Source organism: Legionella sheltonii (assembly GCF_026191355.1).
GTDB lineage: Bacteria > Pseudomonadota > Gammaproteobacteria > Legionellales > Legionellaceae > Legionella > Legionella sheltonii.
In genome coordinates this window covers 185,575-201,531 of record NZ_JAPHOQ010000007.1, presented here as the reverse complement: position 1 = coordinate 201,531, position 15,957 = coordinate 185,575, and the positions used below count along the sequence as shown (strand labels likewise).

Here is a 15,957-nt window from a genome sequence, read left to right as displayed (position 1 = left end):
ATTCCCTCTCTCGCTCGTGGGAGAGCGGTAGGAGAGAGGGCTCATTGGTCAAAATCAATACCCTCATTCACCTCAATGGGCACCTTCTCCGCATGGGGTGAAGGAAAATTCTTTAACTTAATGGTCATGGGGGAGGCACGTAAGCGAGGGGTGGCCGTTATATCTTTTGTATTCTGCTTCCTGTTCGGATTTAATGCTTGGTCAATTCCAGTAAGTGACGATTTACAAGTAAAACAAGCAGAGGAAAGATTGCAAACAGCAATCAAAAATCCTGAATTTATGTTACACAACTGGATAGAGTTACCCACCTCACCAGCAGCCCGTAATAAAAAAGTTCATCAGCTGAGTCTAAGAGAGGCGATTTTATTGGCCTTACGCTACAATCCCAATATTCAAAATGCCGAGCTAGACCGTATCGTACAACGCTATCAATTACGGTTAGCGCACAATCAGTTTGAACTGCAATATGCTTTAGGTGCTTCTGGAGTGGTGCAAAAAAGTAGGTTCAACGGGGTGGGTACGGACACGACCCATACGCTATTAGCCAGTCCTGAGTTCAATTTGAAAACGAAACTCGGCACAGAAGCCAATTTATCGATAAATAATAACGTCAATGAAAATAACAATTACAATCCGGTATTGAATTTTTCTTTAACCCAGCCTTTATTGCGTGGCTTTGGAAAATCGGTAAATGAAGCTGCGCTTTTAGATGCTGAGGACAATGAGTGGTTAAACAAATTAAACTTACAACAGTCGGTTGCTGATCAAGTCACACAAGTCATTATGGCTTATCGAATGCTCATTTTGAGTGGCAATAATTTACAGAATCAACGATTGCAGTTAAAAGAAGCTAAAAAATCTTATGAAATTAATGAAAAAAAAATCAAGGCGGGGCAATTAGAACCAACAGGCAATATTCAGCAATCCTACCAAATCGAATCATTAAGTTTAATGGTGGAACAGGCTGAAAATGATTTTCAAACCGCAGCACAGGATCTGTTGCAGACTATAGGCCTTGATCCAGAAATGCATATATCAGTTCCCAGCGATGTTGCTTTAGATAAACTCGCTGTTCCCAATTTACAGCAATCCATTGATCAGGCATTGAATCATAATACCGTTTATTTAGCACAAAAAATGACATTGCGAGCCGATGAGCGAGCCTACAAGGTGGCTAAAAACCAACAATTATGGCAATTGGATGTGTCAGGTAACGTGCAAAGTGGCGTGGTGAATGATGTCACTGGGGGTAATGGTGGATTTAATGGTATTTACAATGGCAATAACATCACGGAAGCAGCTCGTGTGACCTTAACTGTTCCTTTGCATGATATTGGTCGTCGCAGCCAATTAATTAACGCTAAAGTACGCTTGGAAAAAGACCGCTTAAATTTACTGGCTACAAAACGAGCATTAATAACGAATATAACCAACACCATTAACAATATAAGAAGTTTGGCAAAACGTTATCAATTAGCACTCAAACAAGTGAAATTGGCAGAGCAATCTTATGCCTTGGAGAAGAAGAAACAGCAAGCAGGGATATCGAGTGCATTGGATGTGAACAATACGCAGAATCAGCTGATCCAGGCACAGTCTGGATTAATCAATGCAAAGATGGCCTATCTCAATCAGATATCAAATCTGCAAAGGACTTTGGGAACAACGTTGGAGCATTGGCAAATTAAATTAAGGTATGGTGGATGAATAGGTTATACAAATCAAAATTTATCATTTTATTATTGAGTGGGCTTCTTCTATCCGCATGTGGTCATCACGAAAAGAAAAAAACGGTTGCATTACACCGATATAAAGTCGAAGAACAAACCATGCACAAGACCCTACATTTTACGGGAACGGTGCAGCCTTTGCATGAAAATACCATTGCCAGTCCAATCGAAGCCGTCGTTGAAACCATGAATTTTCATTATGGCCAATTGGTTAAAAAAGGCGATATGATTTTAACGCTTAACTCAACTGAGTTACAAAGACAATTTAACGAGACTTTAACGGAATATTTAAAAGCCAAAGACAGTTATACCATAGCAAAGGCTAAATTTGTTGGGACTCAGGACTTATGGAATTCAGGTCTATTATCCAAAAATAATTACATGAGTGAAAAATCAAATGTAGATACCGGCCGGGTTACTTTAATGCAATCCACACGTAAGCTGACTGAAATGTTGGAAAAATTGGATGAAAACAGCCCCAAAAATTTATCTGCTTTAAGTTTGGCTGATTTCGATAAGATAAAAACCATTTTGGCTGCGAATCACAATCTAATTCGTTTAAAAGCCCCTGATGATGGAATACTCCTGTACCCACCGAAAGCCGGTGAGGATAAAAGTGCACGTGTTACTGTAGGCTCTACAGTAAAGTCAGGCCAAGTTATTGGTTTAATTGGTGATTTATCGGGGATCCGTATTGAAATTGATGTCCCTGAAATTGATATCACGCAAATTGAAGCAGGCATGGATGCGACGGTCAGTGGGGTTGCATTTGGTAAATATCAATTAAAAGGACAATTAGTCACAGTGAATGCGCAGGCATCCACCAACAATGGATTACCTTTTTTTACTGCAGTAGTTGAGGTTAGAAACCTGACTCCTGAACAGCAACATTGGATCAAAGTGGGCATGAGCGCATCTATAGAAATTAGTGTTGATAATGGTAAACAACTTCTAGTACCGATCGCTGCAATAAAGCGGGAGAAAGGGCAAAGTGTAGTCCACGTGCAAACTAAGCCCAATGTTACGGAAAAGCGCGTGATTACGACCGGTGCCGCACAAGCGGATTTAGTGGTTGTTGAGAGCGGTTTAAAGGCCGGCGAAGTGGTGGTTTATGAATGATCTTGTTATAAATTGCGATAACAGCAATGTCTTTGAAGAGGGTCAGGTTCTGCAACAATTGGATCCAGCATTAAAAGCGCCGGATGCCAGCAGGATTAAAAAAAATCAACAACCATTAATGAAGCTTTCTAATATTGTTAAAACGTATCATCTTGAAGGAATCAGCACCACGATTTTAAAAGAAGTTTCCCTGAATGTATATGAAGGGGATTTATTGGCGATTGTAGGTGCTTCCGGTTCTGGTAAATCGACTTTAATGAATATTATGGGGCTTCTGGATAAGGCAGATGCGGGAAGCTATTTATTAAAAAATCGAAATGTTGCCACTTTAACCGATGATGAGTTAGCCGAGCTACGAAATCAAAACATTGGTTTTGTATTCCAACAATTCAATTTATTACCAAGATTTAGTGCCATGCAAAATGTGGCATTGCCGTTAATTTATCGAGGTGTTGGTGCTGCTGAAATTAAGGAAAGAGTGCTCGTGGCTCTTGAGCGAGTAGGTATGCAGCAGTATGCACAGCACCGACCTACACAATTATCCGGTGGACAACAGCAACGCGTTGCCATTGCACGTGCTTTGGTAACCGAGCCACAAGTGATTTTGGCAGATGAACCTACAGGTGCTCTTGATTCACGTACGGGTAATGAGGTAATGAATTTATTTTTAAGTTTACATGCTCAGGGTCGTAGTATCATTATGATCACCCATGATGAGCAGGTTGCTGCATTATGTCAGCGAAAAATCACCCTTGTGGATGGTTTGGTGATGACGGAGAATGCATCATGAATTTTGCCGGACATTGTCAGCAAGCTTTAGTGAATTTGACTGCTGCTAAGTTACGCTCTTTTTTAGCAGTTTTAGGCATTTTAGTAGGTACTGCTGCCGTGGTTGCTTTAATTAGCTGTGGCCAACTTGCTACAGAAAAAGCGTTAGCTCAATTCAAGGCATTAGGTACCGATTTATTGGCGGTAGCTGTTTATCCCAAAACGAGTGAAAAATCTGGGAGCATGGAATCTATCTCCGCAGCTCAATGGGAACAATTGCCTGAGCGAATCCCTTATATTGTCGATATGGCACCTTATAGTACGGCATATCAGCCCTTGAGTTTTCAAGGCAAGCAAATGCAAGGAGCTGTTATTGGAGCGAATGAGCATTTGGCAAAAATCGTGCACATCAAATTAGCTGCCGGCCATTTTGTTTCTTTTGTTGAGTCCTATGAACATTACTGTGTTATTGGTGCCGGTTTAGCGCGACAAATCCAAGAAATCAGTTTTGATGATCCTATTGGCAAACAATTGCGTATAGGACAATCTTTATACACAATCATCGGCGTGGCTGAGCCTTGGAAAGAAAATGGTTTTTTTAATGAAGACATCAATCAGGCAGCTATTATTCCATTGGCTGGGATTAGTCTGGTGAGTAAAGATGCGAAAGTGAATAATGTGGTTCTGGAGTTGAAACCGGATAGCCCTATCGATGAGGTGATTGAAGAAATAAAACAAATTATTGGTTCAATTGCTCCGAAGCTAAGTGTTTTTTCACGTAGTGCCAAACAAATTATTGCCAGTATGGAAAATCAAGGGCATATTTTTACTTTATTGCTTGGTGTAATTGGTGGAATTTCGCTTTTAGTCGGTGGAATTGGGGTGATGAATGTCATGTTGGTTTCAGTCAGTGAGCGTAAAAAAGAAATTGGTATTCGTAAAGCAGTTGGTGCTAAAAATAGCGAGATTCAGGCATTATTTCTAGTGGAATCAGTGATGCTTTCTTTGCTGGGAGGGATTCTTGGAGTGATTTTAGGTTTAATTTTTACACGTATTTTGGCCTATTTTAGTGATTGGAATTTTTCAATCTATCTTCTTCCTCCTCTCGCGGGTTTTTTGGTCTCGGCAGCCACTGGTATTTTCTTTGGTTTTTATCCCGCACGACGTGCTGCAAAATTGGAGCCCGTAGTTTCTCTACGTAGTGAGTAATCTGATTGAGTTGTAACCTGGGTTCAACGGCGCAGAACTTTCGTCATCTCAAGTCCACGTGCATTGTGCTACAACATGAAGCTCTCCTGTTGCACTCGAGATGACGGTAAACGCTTTGCACCAGGCTAGATATTAAAGTTCAATTACCTTTCTATTGCATGGAATTTATAAGTAACTTATGATGAAAAATTATTTGTATCGCTAAATGGACTTGCATATGTTAAAAAAATCTTTAGCTGTGATGGCCTTAACGTCCAGCTTGTGTTCTTTTTCTTTTGCTGATTCTGCACCGCCACAAACTACTTCTGCAAGTAATGTGCAAGTTCCTTCAAGTTATTTACCTGTAGTCATTCATGAGACTTTTAATAGTATTTTGCAACGCATGAGTGGTGAAAAAAAAGCGATTAATGAACGTCAGCAAGAACTGTTAAAACAGCGCTATGACCTGAGTAATAACCCGTCTAAAACGGTGAAGATGTCTGGGGGAAAACCCGTACAAGAAGGGGTGCGCGTGAAGCTTGCCGAGGGGGTTACCTGGGATCAGCTCGCAAAAATGAGTCCTGAGGATATTAAAAATAAAGGCTTATTTCCACAGGGATTCCTACCCCTGCCTCATCCCAATCATCCGGAAGGCGGGATGTTATTTCCCAAATTTGTTATTGATGAAATAAAAAAACAGGAAGATAGAGATCTGAGCCGCTTTGATTTGGATTTTGATATTCCGGATCATTTTTTACCTCCTTACCCTGCTCCAATTTATCTGACGACTCGACCCGATCTTGGTGATGTTTCGCAAGGTAAAGTGGTAACGCTAGAAAACTATTATGAATTATTTAACGGACTCTTAAATCCGAAACAAATAGAGGGACTGCGTTTATTACTCACTCCATTCCCCCAACAGCAATTTAACCAAACTGAAGATCGGCGTACTGTCAGACCAAGCCGTGGTGTAGCCTGTTTTGATTGCCATACGAATGGGCATACGAATAAAGCAACGCATTTGGTTGGTGATATCAGACCCCAGGAATTTCGTCATCGTATCAATACTCCAACCTTACGCGGTGTGAACATCCAAAGACTATTTGGTTCTCAACGTGCATTAAAGACCATCGAAGACTTTACGGAGTTCGAACAACGAGCAGCTTATTTTGATGGTGATCCCGTGATTGCAACGAAAAAAGGAGTCAATATTCTGGAGCGAGGAAGCCAAGTTCATTTCATGGCTGAATTTCAAGAAATTCTTGATTTTCCTCCTGCACCTAAACTGACTTGGGAAGGTAAACTGGACCCAGCCAAAGCAAGCCCTGCTGAATTACGCGGACAAGAATTATTCTTTGGTAAGGCAAAATGCTCCGGTTGTCACACCCCACCTTACTATACCGACAATACTATGCATAATTTGCAGACAGAAAAATTCTATCAACCGCAAATGATTAACGGCATGAAAGCAGTTGGCGATGGACCTATAAAAACATTTCCTTTGAGAGGAATAAAGGATTCTCCGCCTTACTTACATGATGGCCGGTTGTTAACTCTTGCCGATACAGTTGAGTTTTTTAACTTAATCTTGCAGTTACAGTTAACTCAAACTGAAAAAGCCGATTTAACGGCATTTATGGAAGCATTGTAATACTCACGCTATAATCGCTTGTCTTTGCGAGCCAGAGTGCTATGAGGCCTGAGTGAAGGGTCCTGGAGTCTTGGTGGGTGGCAGGAGGTTCCACGTGCTTCACTAGGTTGTAAATAAGAGAACAGGCTATGGTTTTAAGAGAAATGGTCTATCTTAAATATTAAGATGGCAGTCAGATAATCAAAAAGAATCAGGGGGAAGGGCTATGAAAAAGTGGGGACTTGCGATTATCGCCTTTGTTCTAGTACATCATGTTGCCTTTGCACAGCAGAATTGGAATGATTGGGTTGCGGGTGTTAGAGCTGAAGCGTTGCAACAAGGGGTTTCGCCAGAGACTTTTGATGAAGCTTTTGCAGGAATCCATGAGCCAAGCCATCAAATTAAAGGACTTTTGCGTTCGCAGCCAGAACATCGACTTACTTTTATTAAGTACCGCAATACTCGGGTCGATGCGTATCGCATTGCGATAGGACGTAAGGAATATAAAAAAAACCAGTCGGTATTGGAAGCAGTAGCAAAGCAATATGGGGTAAATCCATGCTTTATCGTGTCTTTTTGGGGAATGGAAACAAGCTATGGTACTTATATGGGGAATTTTCCTGTAGTGAAAGCCTTGGCGACCCTTGCCTATGACTCCAACAGAAAAGATTTTTTCCGTAAAGAGTTATTTATTGCTTTACGTATCTTGAATGAAGGGCATGTCAGCTTGGCTGATTTCAAAGGAGAATGGGCTGGAGCCTCAGGTCAGCCGCAATTTTTACCCTCGAGTTGGGTTAAATATGCTGTTGATTATGATGGAGATGGTCGAAAAGATATTTGGAGGAGCAAACCCGATGTATTTGCTTCAATTGCAAATTACATGAAACAAAATGGGTGGCAAACAGGTGAGCCATGGGCAATCCAAGTCAAGTTGCCGCGTAAATTTGATATGGCCCTAGAGGGTAAAACCATCGTGAAACCAGTGAGTGAATGGAATACGATGGGGGTGCGTACAGAAGATGGCAAACCCTTACCCTATCAAAATTTGCAAGGCAGTATCGTTCAGCCATTGGGTGGCCCAACCTTCTTAACCTTCCCCAATTATAAGATGATTTTGCATTATAATAATTCTATCTATTATGCAGGGGCCGTGGGTTATTTAGCAGATAAAATTTGCCAAGGGCAACAAAGGTAAAGTCTATGGACACTTATTTAGATAAAACAGCCAGCTTAACTCCTTTAGCAAAAAGGGTGATTTGTGATAAAGCTACAGAGTATCCGCATACGGGTTCTTACAATTTTGTAATGACAAGCGGTACTTATTTGTGCAGACGCTGTGGTTTGGCCTTATTTCGTGGGTCAAGCCAATTCAGCTCGGGCTGTGGTTGGCCAAGTTTTGACGATAATATTGTCCATGCGGTACAACAGATTCCTGATCGCGATGGCAGACGTATGGAAATACTTTGCTCACGCTGTGATGCCCATTTAGGACATGTCTTTACTGGAGAATATTTTACCCAGAAGAATTTGCGTCATTGTGTTAATTCAGCTTCCATTGATTTTGTGGCAGACAGCCAGGTATTAGATACCGAAGAAGCCATTATGGCTGGTGGGTGTTTTTGGGGGGTTGATCATTTTTTAAAGCAAATACCTGGGGTTCTTCGTGTTGAAGTGGGCTATACGGGTGGGGTTACTTCAGAACCGAGCTATGAGCAGGTTTGCCAGGGCAATTCAGGACATTATGAAGCAGTCCGGGTTATCTACGATAAAGATAAAACCGACTACCACCAGGTTTTAAAACGTTTTTTTGAAATACATGATCCCACGCAGAAAACAGGACAAGGTCCTGATATCGGTCAGCAATATCAAAGCGCCGTATTCTATTACACTCAAGAACAATTGGAAGAAGCGGAAATTTTAATGCAAATGCTGCAAAAACGAGGTTATCAAGTGGCTACTCGTCTTTTTCCAGTACAAACATTTTGGCCGGCAGAAGAATACCATCAGGATTATTATGCCAAACATCATAAAGCACCTTATTGTCATCAACCAGTGAATCGTTTTGGTTAAGATTTTGGGTTGTGGAGGGGTAGGACATGGAATTTACTTTTCGAATTGCTAAGAAAAAAGATAAAGAAGAAATCCTGATTTTAGTTAAAAAATTGGCTGAACATGAGCGAAAAAAACCAGAAGAGGTTACGTTGACTTTAGACAAAATTGAGTCGCATGGTTTTGGACGAAATAGGTATTTTTATGTCTTATTGGCTGAATATAAGAAAAAACCAGCGGGGTATGCTTTATATTTTTTCACCTACTCTGCCTCGGCAGGAGCCCCTATACTTTATATCGATGAGCTGTTTGTAGATGAACTTTATCGGAGCTATGGCTTGGGTACCTTGTTGTTGTCGCATCTTGCTCGATTGGCAATTGAGAAAGAATGTTGCCGGTTGGAGGGGCACACCGTTACTTGGAATAAAAAAGGCATTGAATTCTTTGAGTTTATAGGAGCAAAACCGCGGACGGATTTACTGCAGTTTCGTTTATCAGGAGAACATTTAAAAAAATTGGCTGCGCAAACATAGGGTGGCTCATTTTTTTAGTTTGACCATCACAATCCCTAAAAAAGGAAATGCAAACAATTGGATTGCAATGGAGAAGATAACCACTGCAGAAATGGAAATGTCGTAAAGTACGCCCATGATAACGCTACCTAAAAACCAAAAAACACCAAAGCCGGTATTGAATACTCCATAAGCAGAACCCCGTCTTTCTTTAGGCACTATGCCAGCAACTATCGCACGCATCAGCGATTCATGGGCACATACGCCAATACTCCATAAAATAACCCCTGATAAAGCCATACTGGAATTGCCAAAAAAAACTAAAGGCGCAAAAAAACAAGATAAAAACGAAATAATCACCAGAATAATAAAACCATAACGATCATAAAGAGCTCCGAGTAATGGGGCGCTTAGTATATTAAAGCCTTTTGCTACAGCGTAAGAAATTGGAATCCACAGCGGAGATAAAATCCCGGTTTTCTGAAAGTGAAAAGCGATTAAAGGAAAATCGGCATAACCTGCCGCAATAAGCGCGGCTCCTGATAAGTACAACCAAAAAACGGTGTTCCTATTCATGCCCGTTACTTCAAGTGTATCGTGGTGTACCTCCAAATCTTGAGGACGTGGATAGAGCCATCGTGCGAGCCATAGAGTACTTAAGGCACATAATGCTGGAATTAAAAGTAAGGCAAAGCAGTACCGATATTCTAATTTTAAATAAAGAGCTAGGGCAAGAATCAAAGGGCCTAGCATCGCACCTGTTTGATCCAATGCTTCATGCAAGCCAAAAGCCCACCCCAGTCCTTTTTGCTGCCCAGCATGGGCAAGCATGGCATCACGAGCCGGTGTACGAATCCCTTTACCTATGCGTTCTGTAATAATGAGAACAGCAGCAATCCACCATTGACCGGCGAGTGCTAACAAAGGAACAGCTAATAAATTACAGGTATAACCTAGAATGGTAATAGTCCAATACTTGTGCGTGCGATCGGCAAGGTAGCCTGAAACCATGCGCAGCACATAACCTAATAACTCTCCAAAGCCTGAGACAAATCCAACAACAGCGGCATTCGCCCCTAATAATGCCAAGTACGGTCCGGTGATACTACGTGATCCCTCATAAGTCATATCAGCAAAAAGACTAACAATCCCCGTAAGGATAATGAATTTAAGCGCAGTATCTTTGGATAAATCCTTTTGAAAGGCCATGAGTTCGTCTTTACGAGATAGATTTCATTATTTGTAGGCCTAGGTGAAGGTCTGATTCAACCAATCACCCAGAGCATCCATAATCTATTATAAGCATCCTAAGGAGTATTTAAACAGATGTATAAGCCTTAAAAAGACAAAATATTAATTTTTTTGAAAGCAAATGCACTTATCTCAAAGTATTGAGTTAAAGGAGGATGTAAATGATAAAAATAGTGTAAAACATGGGCCAATAGTTTGAAAATAAACCTCGCGGAACTATACTATTAATTAGGTAATTTGTTACTTACCAAAAATGTTTTCATTTGTTGCAGAGGTTCATCATGTTGTATTCAAAATTATCCAAAGCATGTTTAGGAACGACTCTTTCAATCGCACTCGTTATGCCTTGCTATGCGCTTAATGTCACATCAGCTGCGCAAGCAAAGGGATTCGCGTTGGCTCCGAGTGCAACCTATAAAAATGCGCAAGTTACTAATGCTGCATTAGCACGCTATAAGATGGCGGGATTTAATACCATTGTTACGGGGAAAGGAGCTGGCAGTACGAATCTTACTACCCTACGCAGGGTTTCCACCGCGAAGACAACCGCTCCAGCTGCTGCCGTCCCAGCTGCAGGAAAGGCGGCTCCTGGTGCAGTGACTGCTCCGGCAAAGGCTGTATCTGCTACAACCGCAGTAGGTAAAGCAGGAGCATTTCGAACTGGAATTCTTGGTTTTAAAAAACGTTAATTCCAGACTTACTGTATAGACATTTATAGCATTCCTTCATATTTTAATCGATAGGAGGGAATGCTTTAATCGTCTTAACCAAAGCCAAATTTGACGCATCGACTTGCACTTCAAGTAGACTATTCCCGACAAATTTTTCTTGGAGGCTAAGAGATAGATAGCCAGTTAGGGTAGCTGGCTTGCATTATCAGTTTTCCTAAATTTAGGACGATTGTTCCTTTTTATATTGCTCGTCTGCTTCTTGAGCTTTACGTTGATTTTCTTGTAATTGAACTGCATTAAGTTGCTGTTGCCACAACGCGGCCGCTTGTGCTTTAAGCTGATTAAGTTTTCTTAGTAATAAGCCTAAATGGGTTGCCAGCATCGGAAGTTTTTTGGGTCCAAAGACAATGAGGGCAACCACCAAAATGACAAGAAGTTCACCACTGCTCATGAGGATTTATTATCCTCTTTTGCGGAATCCTGTGTTTGTTCTTCATTCAACGCTTTGCGAAAGTTTCGAATTGCTTCACCAAGATCTGTACCTATGGTTTTTAATTTAGAAGTGCCAAAAAGAGCGACAATAATGACTAGAATTAATAATAAAGAAAGAGGGCTGATGCCACTTAATCCCATGTTAGTTCCTCGCGTTACGGTTAATTAGTACAAACAGGCCCGTTAAAATGGCTCCAGTTAAAGCAAGAGGAGCAAGCTGCTTGTGGTGGATAAGATGCAAATAGTCTAGCAGGCTAACTAAAAGGAAAGAAAGTCCTGCACCAATTGCCATGCTATTCCATTGGACTGCTGGCTTTTCATTTTCTGGCAGCGCGTTGGCGCGCTCTTTATTTATTATTAATTCTTCTTTTTTAAGCTCTAGAAAATCAAAGAGCAGTTTTGGCATATTTGGTAATTGTTCTGCGAAAAAGGGAAGATTATGCTTTAATTGGGTGAAGAATGCTTTGGGTCCTATCTGGTCTCTTACCCATTTTTCAAGAAAAGGCTTGGCCGTGGCCCACAAATCTAAATCGGGATAGAGTTGACGCCCTAGTCCTTCTACGGCCAGTAAAGTCTTTTGCAATAAAACCAGTTGTGGTTGTACTTCCATGTGGAAACGCCTTGCAACTTGAAAAAGGCGCAACACGACTTGTGCAAATGAAATGTCTTTTAAAGGCCGTTCAAAAATAGGTTCACATACAGTACGAATCCCACTTTCGAATTCTTCAACACGCGTAGTACGAGCAACCCAACCTGATTCAACATGCAGTTCGGCTACACGTCGGTAGTCTCGATTAAAAAAAGCGAGGAGATTTTCAGCTAAATAGCGCTTGTCATTGTCATTTAAGGTGCCCATGATGCCGAAGTCAATGCAGATATATTGGGGTTCTTTGGGATTTTTGTAGGAGACAAAAATATTTCCTGGATGCATGTCTGCATGAAAAAAACAGTCTCGGAATACCTGAGTAAAGAAAATTTCTACGCCACGTTCAGCGAGTTTTTTTATATCGATTCCATGTGCCTGTAAACTATTAATATCTGAGACCGGGATGCCATGGATTCGTTCCAGCACCATCACATTGGAACGAGAATAATCCCAATATATTTCAGGAATGTATAAAATAGGAGAGTTCTCAAAGTTTCTTCTTAATTGAGCTGCATTCGCAGCTTCTCTTAATAAATCCAGCTCATCGAGTAAGGTATGTTCGAACTCTGTTACAATTTCCTTAGGTTTTAAACGTCTCATTTCAGGCCAATAGCGATCCGCCCATTTGGCGATAGTGTGCATAATGCTTAAGTCTTGCTCAATAATGCGTCGCATATTAGGTCGTAGTACTTTGACAATTACGTCTTCACCTGTTTTTAAGGTTGCTGCATGGACTTGTGCCATTGAAGCGGATGCCAAGGGTATGGAATCGAATTCAGCAAAGACTTCGTATGGGGACAAGCCATAGGCTTTTTCAATAATGGCCATTGCTTGCTCACTGGGAAAAGGAGGTACTTTATCCTGTAATTTGCTGAGTTCAAGGGCGATGTCCGGAGGTAAAATATCGGGACGGGTGGAGAGTGCTTGACCAAATTTGATAAAAATAGGCCCAAGCTCCTCCAAAGACTTACGAAGTGCTTCGCCATGGGTTAAATGCTCCTTGCGAAACCAATTCCAGGGATTTAAATAAACAATGAAGCGCAATGGTGCAAACAATCTTAATGACACCACTACATTATCCAGCCCGTTTTTAGCCAGAATATAGTTAATGTGAATAAGACGAATGAGCTTTTTAATTGATTTCATAGCGGCTTATTAGTTGATTGACATGAGCTTGTAGGCGCTCAACGCTTAAAGATAACTCATCGACCTCGGTAAAAAAATCTTCCAATTCATCTTGAGTGGGAATCACACGTAACTCTTCTTGAAAATACTCAGACACATTTTGCCGCATGGATTCTTCAATTTTCTTTTTGAAGGATATTCCTTTACGTACAAAAGCACCAATTTGATGTGCCACCACATCTCCGGTGAAATGAGCTAGATGTCCTTCCCAATCGATATCCATCTCATCAAATAGCTTTTTTACTTGTTGCCCTAATTCAGTATCTCCAGTCATACGAATTTTATCATTAAACAAAGATCGCGCTTTCGATGCGGGTAATAAACTTAGGCGAATTAAGCCTAAAGGATTGCTGTGAATGATGGTGTCTGCTTCTTTATCATAACAATCAAGCAAGATGATTTCACCGTCTTTAAAAAGTATAAAAAAATTAACATTTAAAGGGCTTATTATCATCTCAAGAGTTTTGTTATCAAGCGCTTTTAGCTTGACTGGCATCTGTTCATCCAATTTGGCTGCTTTATTAATGGCTATTTGGAGAGCCTTTAAGGAATATTTTTTTAACATAATGCACTCAATATTTATAGGCAATGTGCAAGGCAACTATGCCGCCGCTGAGATTGTCATAGTGGCAGTCTTCAAATCCTGCATATTCAATCATTTCTTTTAGTTTGATTTGATTGGGATGCATGCGTATCGATTCAGCAAGGTATTGATAACTGGATTTGTCCTTCGCAATAAATTCTCCTATTTTAGGTAAAATATTAAACGAATACCAGTCATAAATCGGTTTTAATCCGGGAAAGGTAGGCGTTGAAAACTCAAGAATCATCACTTTCCCGCCGGGTTTGCATACACGATACATCGAACGCAGTGCTGCTTCTTTATCGGTGACGTTTCTCAAGCCAAAACCCATGGTAATACAATGAAAGCTATTATCAGCAAAAGGAAGGCATTGGGCATTACCTTGTACATAATCAATATTTTTATATAAGCCTTCGTCTAATAAACGATTTCTTCCGACTTGAAGCATGGCCGAATTGATATCTGCAAGAACAACTCGACCCGAATCACCAACCTTTTTACATAATAATCGCGTTAAATCGCCACTACCTCCAGCCAAGTCTAAGACAGACTGTCCTGGATGTACTTGGCTTAAGGCTACAGTATAGCGCTTCCAAAGATGATGGATGCCTAAAGACATTAAGTCATTCATCACATCATAGTTTTTGGCTACGGAATGAAAAACTTCAGCTACCTTCCTTTCTTTTTCATCCCAGCCTACAGTGGAGTAACCAAAATGAGTTTTTTTTTCTTGATCAGCCATACAGAGAACACAGATTTGTTATTTAATCCTCCATATTAACCGATTTTGCAGAGGATACCCAGTCTTATATGATCCACGTACTCATTAGCTAATGTGCATGAGTACAGGAGTTTTTTTATTCAATTATTTTATTTTTAACATATTTTAGATATTATTTGGCCAAATTTCATTTTTAAACCAAAACAAGGGCAGGTACATTAAGCTAAACGCCTTTACCGTTAACTTCCAAAATGATAATTTCCAATTTATTGTCGTACCTAAAAATCTTAGTCTTTTGCAAGAAAAACTTGATAGCTTGGTGCCAAATATATCATCTACGTTGTAAAACCAACTAGAACTCATTGGCTCTCCTCAGTTGTTCGCTGTCATATCACTTTGGGGAGCTGCATGTGAAGGCAATGAAATATCAATAAATAATATATTTTTATTGTAAAACGATAAATATTTATTATAATTAAATGGTCTTAACAATGGATATTTATCATGAAAAAAATAAAAAACACCAGTCATATTTTGTATCTGCTATTTCGTACTCTTTGCTGGCTTATTCCACTCACGACCACCTGCTTAATCTTATTTAAATTCGATTGGATGTGTCATATAGGGGCCTGGTCCTCCTTAATTTCTGTAGAAAAAATCTATGAACCGTCGCATTTTTCTTGGTCGCATCGAGGTGTCTTGTTGGCGATTGAATGGATGCCCCTGACAATTACTGTCTTAATCTGCCATAAGTTGGCTAAATTATTCAGGCTTTTTGAAAAAGGGCATTTGTTTGAAGAAGAAAATATCAAATTAATTAAGCAGGTAAGTATTTATATGATTTTAGGTGAATTGGTGCAGCTATTTTATCAACCCTTGATGACAGCAGCACTCACCTTTAATAATCCTAAAGGAGAACGTATCGCCAGTATTACCTTAAATTCAGCAAACTTATCCACCTTAATTACCGCATTTATTATTTTGGTTGCTTCCTGGATTATTCAAGAAGCTCATCAGCTAAAATCAGAAACTCAATTAACAATTTAAGGAATATGCACGTGTCTATTATTGTTAATTTGGATGTGATGATGGCAAAACGCAAATGCAGGCTCAAGGAGTTGGCGGAAGCAATAGGAATTACTGAGGCGAATTTGTCTATTTTAAAAAACGGCAAAGCTAAAGCGATACGCTTTGCGACATTGGAAGCAATTTGTGCTTATCTAAATTGCCAGCCTGGAGATATTCTTGAATATCATGTGGAACAACAAGATGATTTAGCAGAGCCTAGTGACGCGTCCCCTCTCCCGTTTGCGGGAGAGGGCTAGGGTGAGGGGCCATTCGGTATAATCAGACCTCATCCCCTCCACCGGTGTACCTTCTTTCATACTGTTCGTCATCCCGAGGGAGCTCCC

The 15,957-nt window shown here is 40.5% G+C and carries 17 protein-coding genes; 11 read left to right on the top strand and 6 right to left on the bottom strand.

Annotated elements, in window-relative coordinates:
* Positions 1-120: 120 nt before the first annotated feature.
* From OQJ26_RS09620 to OQJ26_RS09585, 8 genes are all read left to right on the top strand, one after another.
* Complete coding sequence (locus tag OQJ26_RS09620; RefSeq protein ID WP_265703660.1) at positions 121-1,707, top strand: TolC family protein; 1,587 nt, start codon at positions 121-123, stop codon at positions 1,705-1,707.
* Complete coding sequence (locus OQJ26_RS09615) at positions 1,704-2,849, top strand: efflux RND transporter periplasmic adaptor subunit (RefSeq protein ID WP_265703628.1); 1,146 nt, start codon at positions 1,704-1,706, stop codon at positions 2,847-2,849. The genes OQJ26_RS09620 and OQJ26_RS09615 overlap by 4 nt, the downstream gene beginning before the upstream one ends.
* Before the next feature lie 118 nt (positions 2,850-2,967).
* Positions 2,968-3,639, top strand: a complete 672-nt coding sequence (locus OQJ26_RS09610) for an ABC transporter ATP-binding protein (protein WP_265703659.1) — start codon at positions 2,968-2,970, stop codon at positions 3,637-3,639.
* Entirely contained in the window at positions 3,636-4,826 is a 1,191-nt protein-coding gene (locus OQJ26_RS09605; protein WP_265703658.1) for an ABC transporter permease, read from the top strand. The genes OQJ26_RS09610 and OQJ26_RS09605 overlap by 4 nt, the downstream gene beginning before the upstream one ends.
* Before the next feature lie 217 nt (positions 4,827-5,043).
* A complete protein-coding gene (locus OQJ26_RS09600) occupies positions 5,044-6,456 on the top strand; it encodes a cytochrome B6 (RefSeq protein ID WP_265703627.1) in 1,413 nt (470 codons plus the stop codon).
* A 205-nt stretch (positions 6,457-6,661) separates the two neighbouring features.
* Positions 6,662-7,630 carry a lytic murein transglycosylase gene (locus tag OQJ26_RS09595; protein ID WP_265703626.1) on the top strand — a complete coding sequence of 323 codons (969 nt, stop codon included), beginning with the start codon at positions 6,662-6,664 and terminating at the stop codon, positions 7,628-7,630.
* A 5-nt stretch (positions 7,631-7,635) separates the two neighbouring features.
* Positions 7,636-8,505: a bifunctional methionine sulfoxide reductase B/A protein gene (locus tag OQJ26_RS09590; protein WP_265703625.1), complete on the top strand. Its 870-nt coding sequence runs from the start codon at positions 7,636-7,638 to the stop codon at positions 8,503-8,505.
* Between the two features lie 26 nt (positions 8,506-8,531).
* Positions 8,532-9,017, top strand: a complete 486-nt coding sequence (locus OQJ26_RS09585; RefSeq protein WP_265703624.1) for a GNAT family N-acetyltransferase — start codon at positions 8,532-8,534, stop codon at positions 9,015-9,017.
* A gap of 6 nt (positions 9,018-9,023) precedes the next feature.
* Here OQJ26_RS09585 and OQJ26_RS09580 read toward each other — a convergent pair whose 3' ends face one another.
* Positions 9,024-10,205: an MFS transporter gene (locus tag OQJ26_RS09580; RefSeq protein WP_265703623.1), complete on the bottom strand. Its 1,182-nt coding sequence runs from the start codon at positions 10,203-10,205 to the stop codon at positions 9,024-9,026.
* 323 nt (positions 10,206-10,528) lie between these two features.
* On the opposite strand from OQJ26_RS09580, the gene OQJ26_RS09575 reads away from it, so the two are divergent.
* On the top strand, positions 10,529-10,936 hold the full coding sequence (locus OQJ26_RS09575) for a hypothetical protein (RefSeq protein WP_265703622.1): 408 nt from the start codon (positions 10,529-10,531) through the stop codon (positions 10,934-10,936).
* 202 nt (positions 10,937-11,138) lie between these two features.
* Here the strand turns inward: OQJ26_RS09575 and OQJ26_RS09570 are convergent, their stop codons facing one another.
* Genes OQJ26_RS09570 through ubiE form a run of 5 tightly spaced genes read right to left on the bottom strand, consistent with a single transcriptional unit; the run spans position 11,139 to position 14,566 of the window.
* The gene (locus OQJ26_RS09570) at positions 11,139-11,369 is read right to left on the bottom strand and encodes a Sec-independent protein translocase subunit TatA/TatB (RefSeq protein WP_265703621.1); all 231 of its coding nucleotides are present in this window, start codon (positions 11,367-11,369) and stop codon (positions 11,139-11,141) included.
* Positions 11,366-11,551: a twin-arginine translocase TatA/TatE family subunit gene (gene tatA, locus OQJ26_RS09565; protein WP_265703620.1), complete on the bottom strand. Its 186-nt coding sequence runs from the start codon at positions 11,549-11,551 to the stop codon at positions 11,366-11,368. The genes OQJ26_RS09570 and tatA overlap by 4 nt, the downstream gene beginning before the upstream one ends.
* Position 11,552: 1 nt before the next feature.
* Positions 11,553-13,202, bottom strand: coding sequence for a ubiquinone biosynthesis regulatory protein kinase UbiB (gene ubiB, locus OQJ26_RS09560; RefSeq protein ID WP_265703619.1), 1,650 nt, complete (start codon positions 13,200-13,202; stop codon positions 11,553-11,555).
* Positions 13,189-13,806, bottom strand: a complete 618-nt coding sequence (locus OQJ26_RS09555; protein WP_265703618.1) for a ubiquinone biosynthesis accessory factor UbiJ — start codon at positions 13,804-13,806, stop codon at positions 13,189-13,191. Before OQJ26_RS09555 ends, ubiB begins: the two co-directional genes overlap by 14 nt.
* Before the next feature lie 7 nt (positions 13,807-13,813).
* Positions 13,814-14,566 (bottom strand): bifunctional demethylmenaquinone methyltransferase/2-methoxy-6-polyprenyl-1,4-benzoquinol methylase UbiE, encoded by a 753-nt coding sequence (gene ubiE, locus OQJ26_RS09550; protein WP_265703617.1) that lies wholly within the window; start codon positions 14,564-14,566, stop codon positions 13,814-13,816.
* 483 nt (positions 14,567-15,049) lie between these two features.
* On the opposite strand from ubiE, the gene OQJ26_RS09545 reads away from it, so the two are divergent.
* Both OQJ26_RS09545 and OQJ26_RS09540 read left to right on the top strand, forming a co-directional pair.
* Positions 15,050-15,592, top strand: coding sequence for a DUF2975 domain-containing protein (locus OQJ26_RS09545; protein ID WP_265703616.1), 543 nt, complete (start codon positions 15,050-15,052; stop codon positions 15,590-15,592).
* Between the two features lie 11 nt (positions 15,593-15,603).
* Positions 15,604-15,870: a helix-turn-helix domain-containing protein gene (locus OQJ26_RS09540; protein ID WP_265703615.1), complete on the top strand. Its 267-nt coding sequence runs from the start codon at positions 15,604-15,606 to the stop codon at positions 15,868-15,870.
* Positions 15,871-15,957 lie beyond the last annotated feature (87 nt).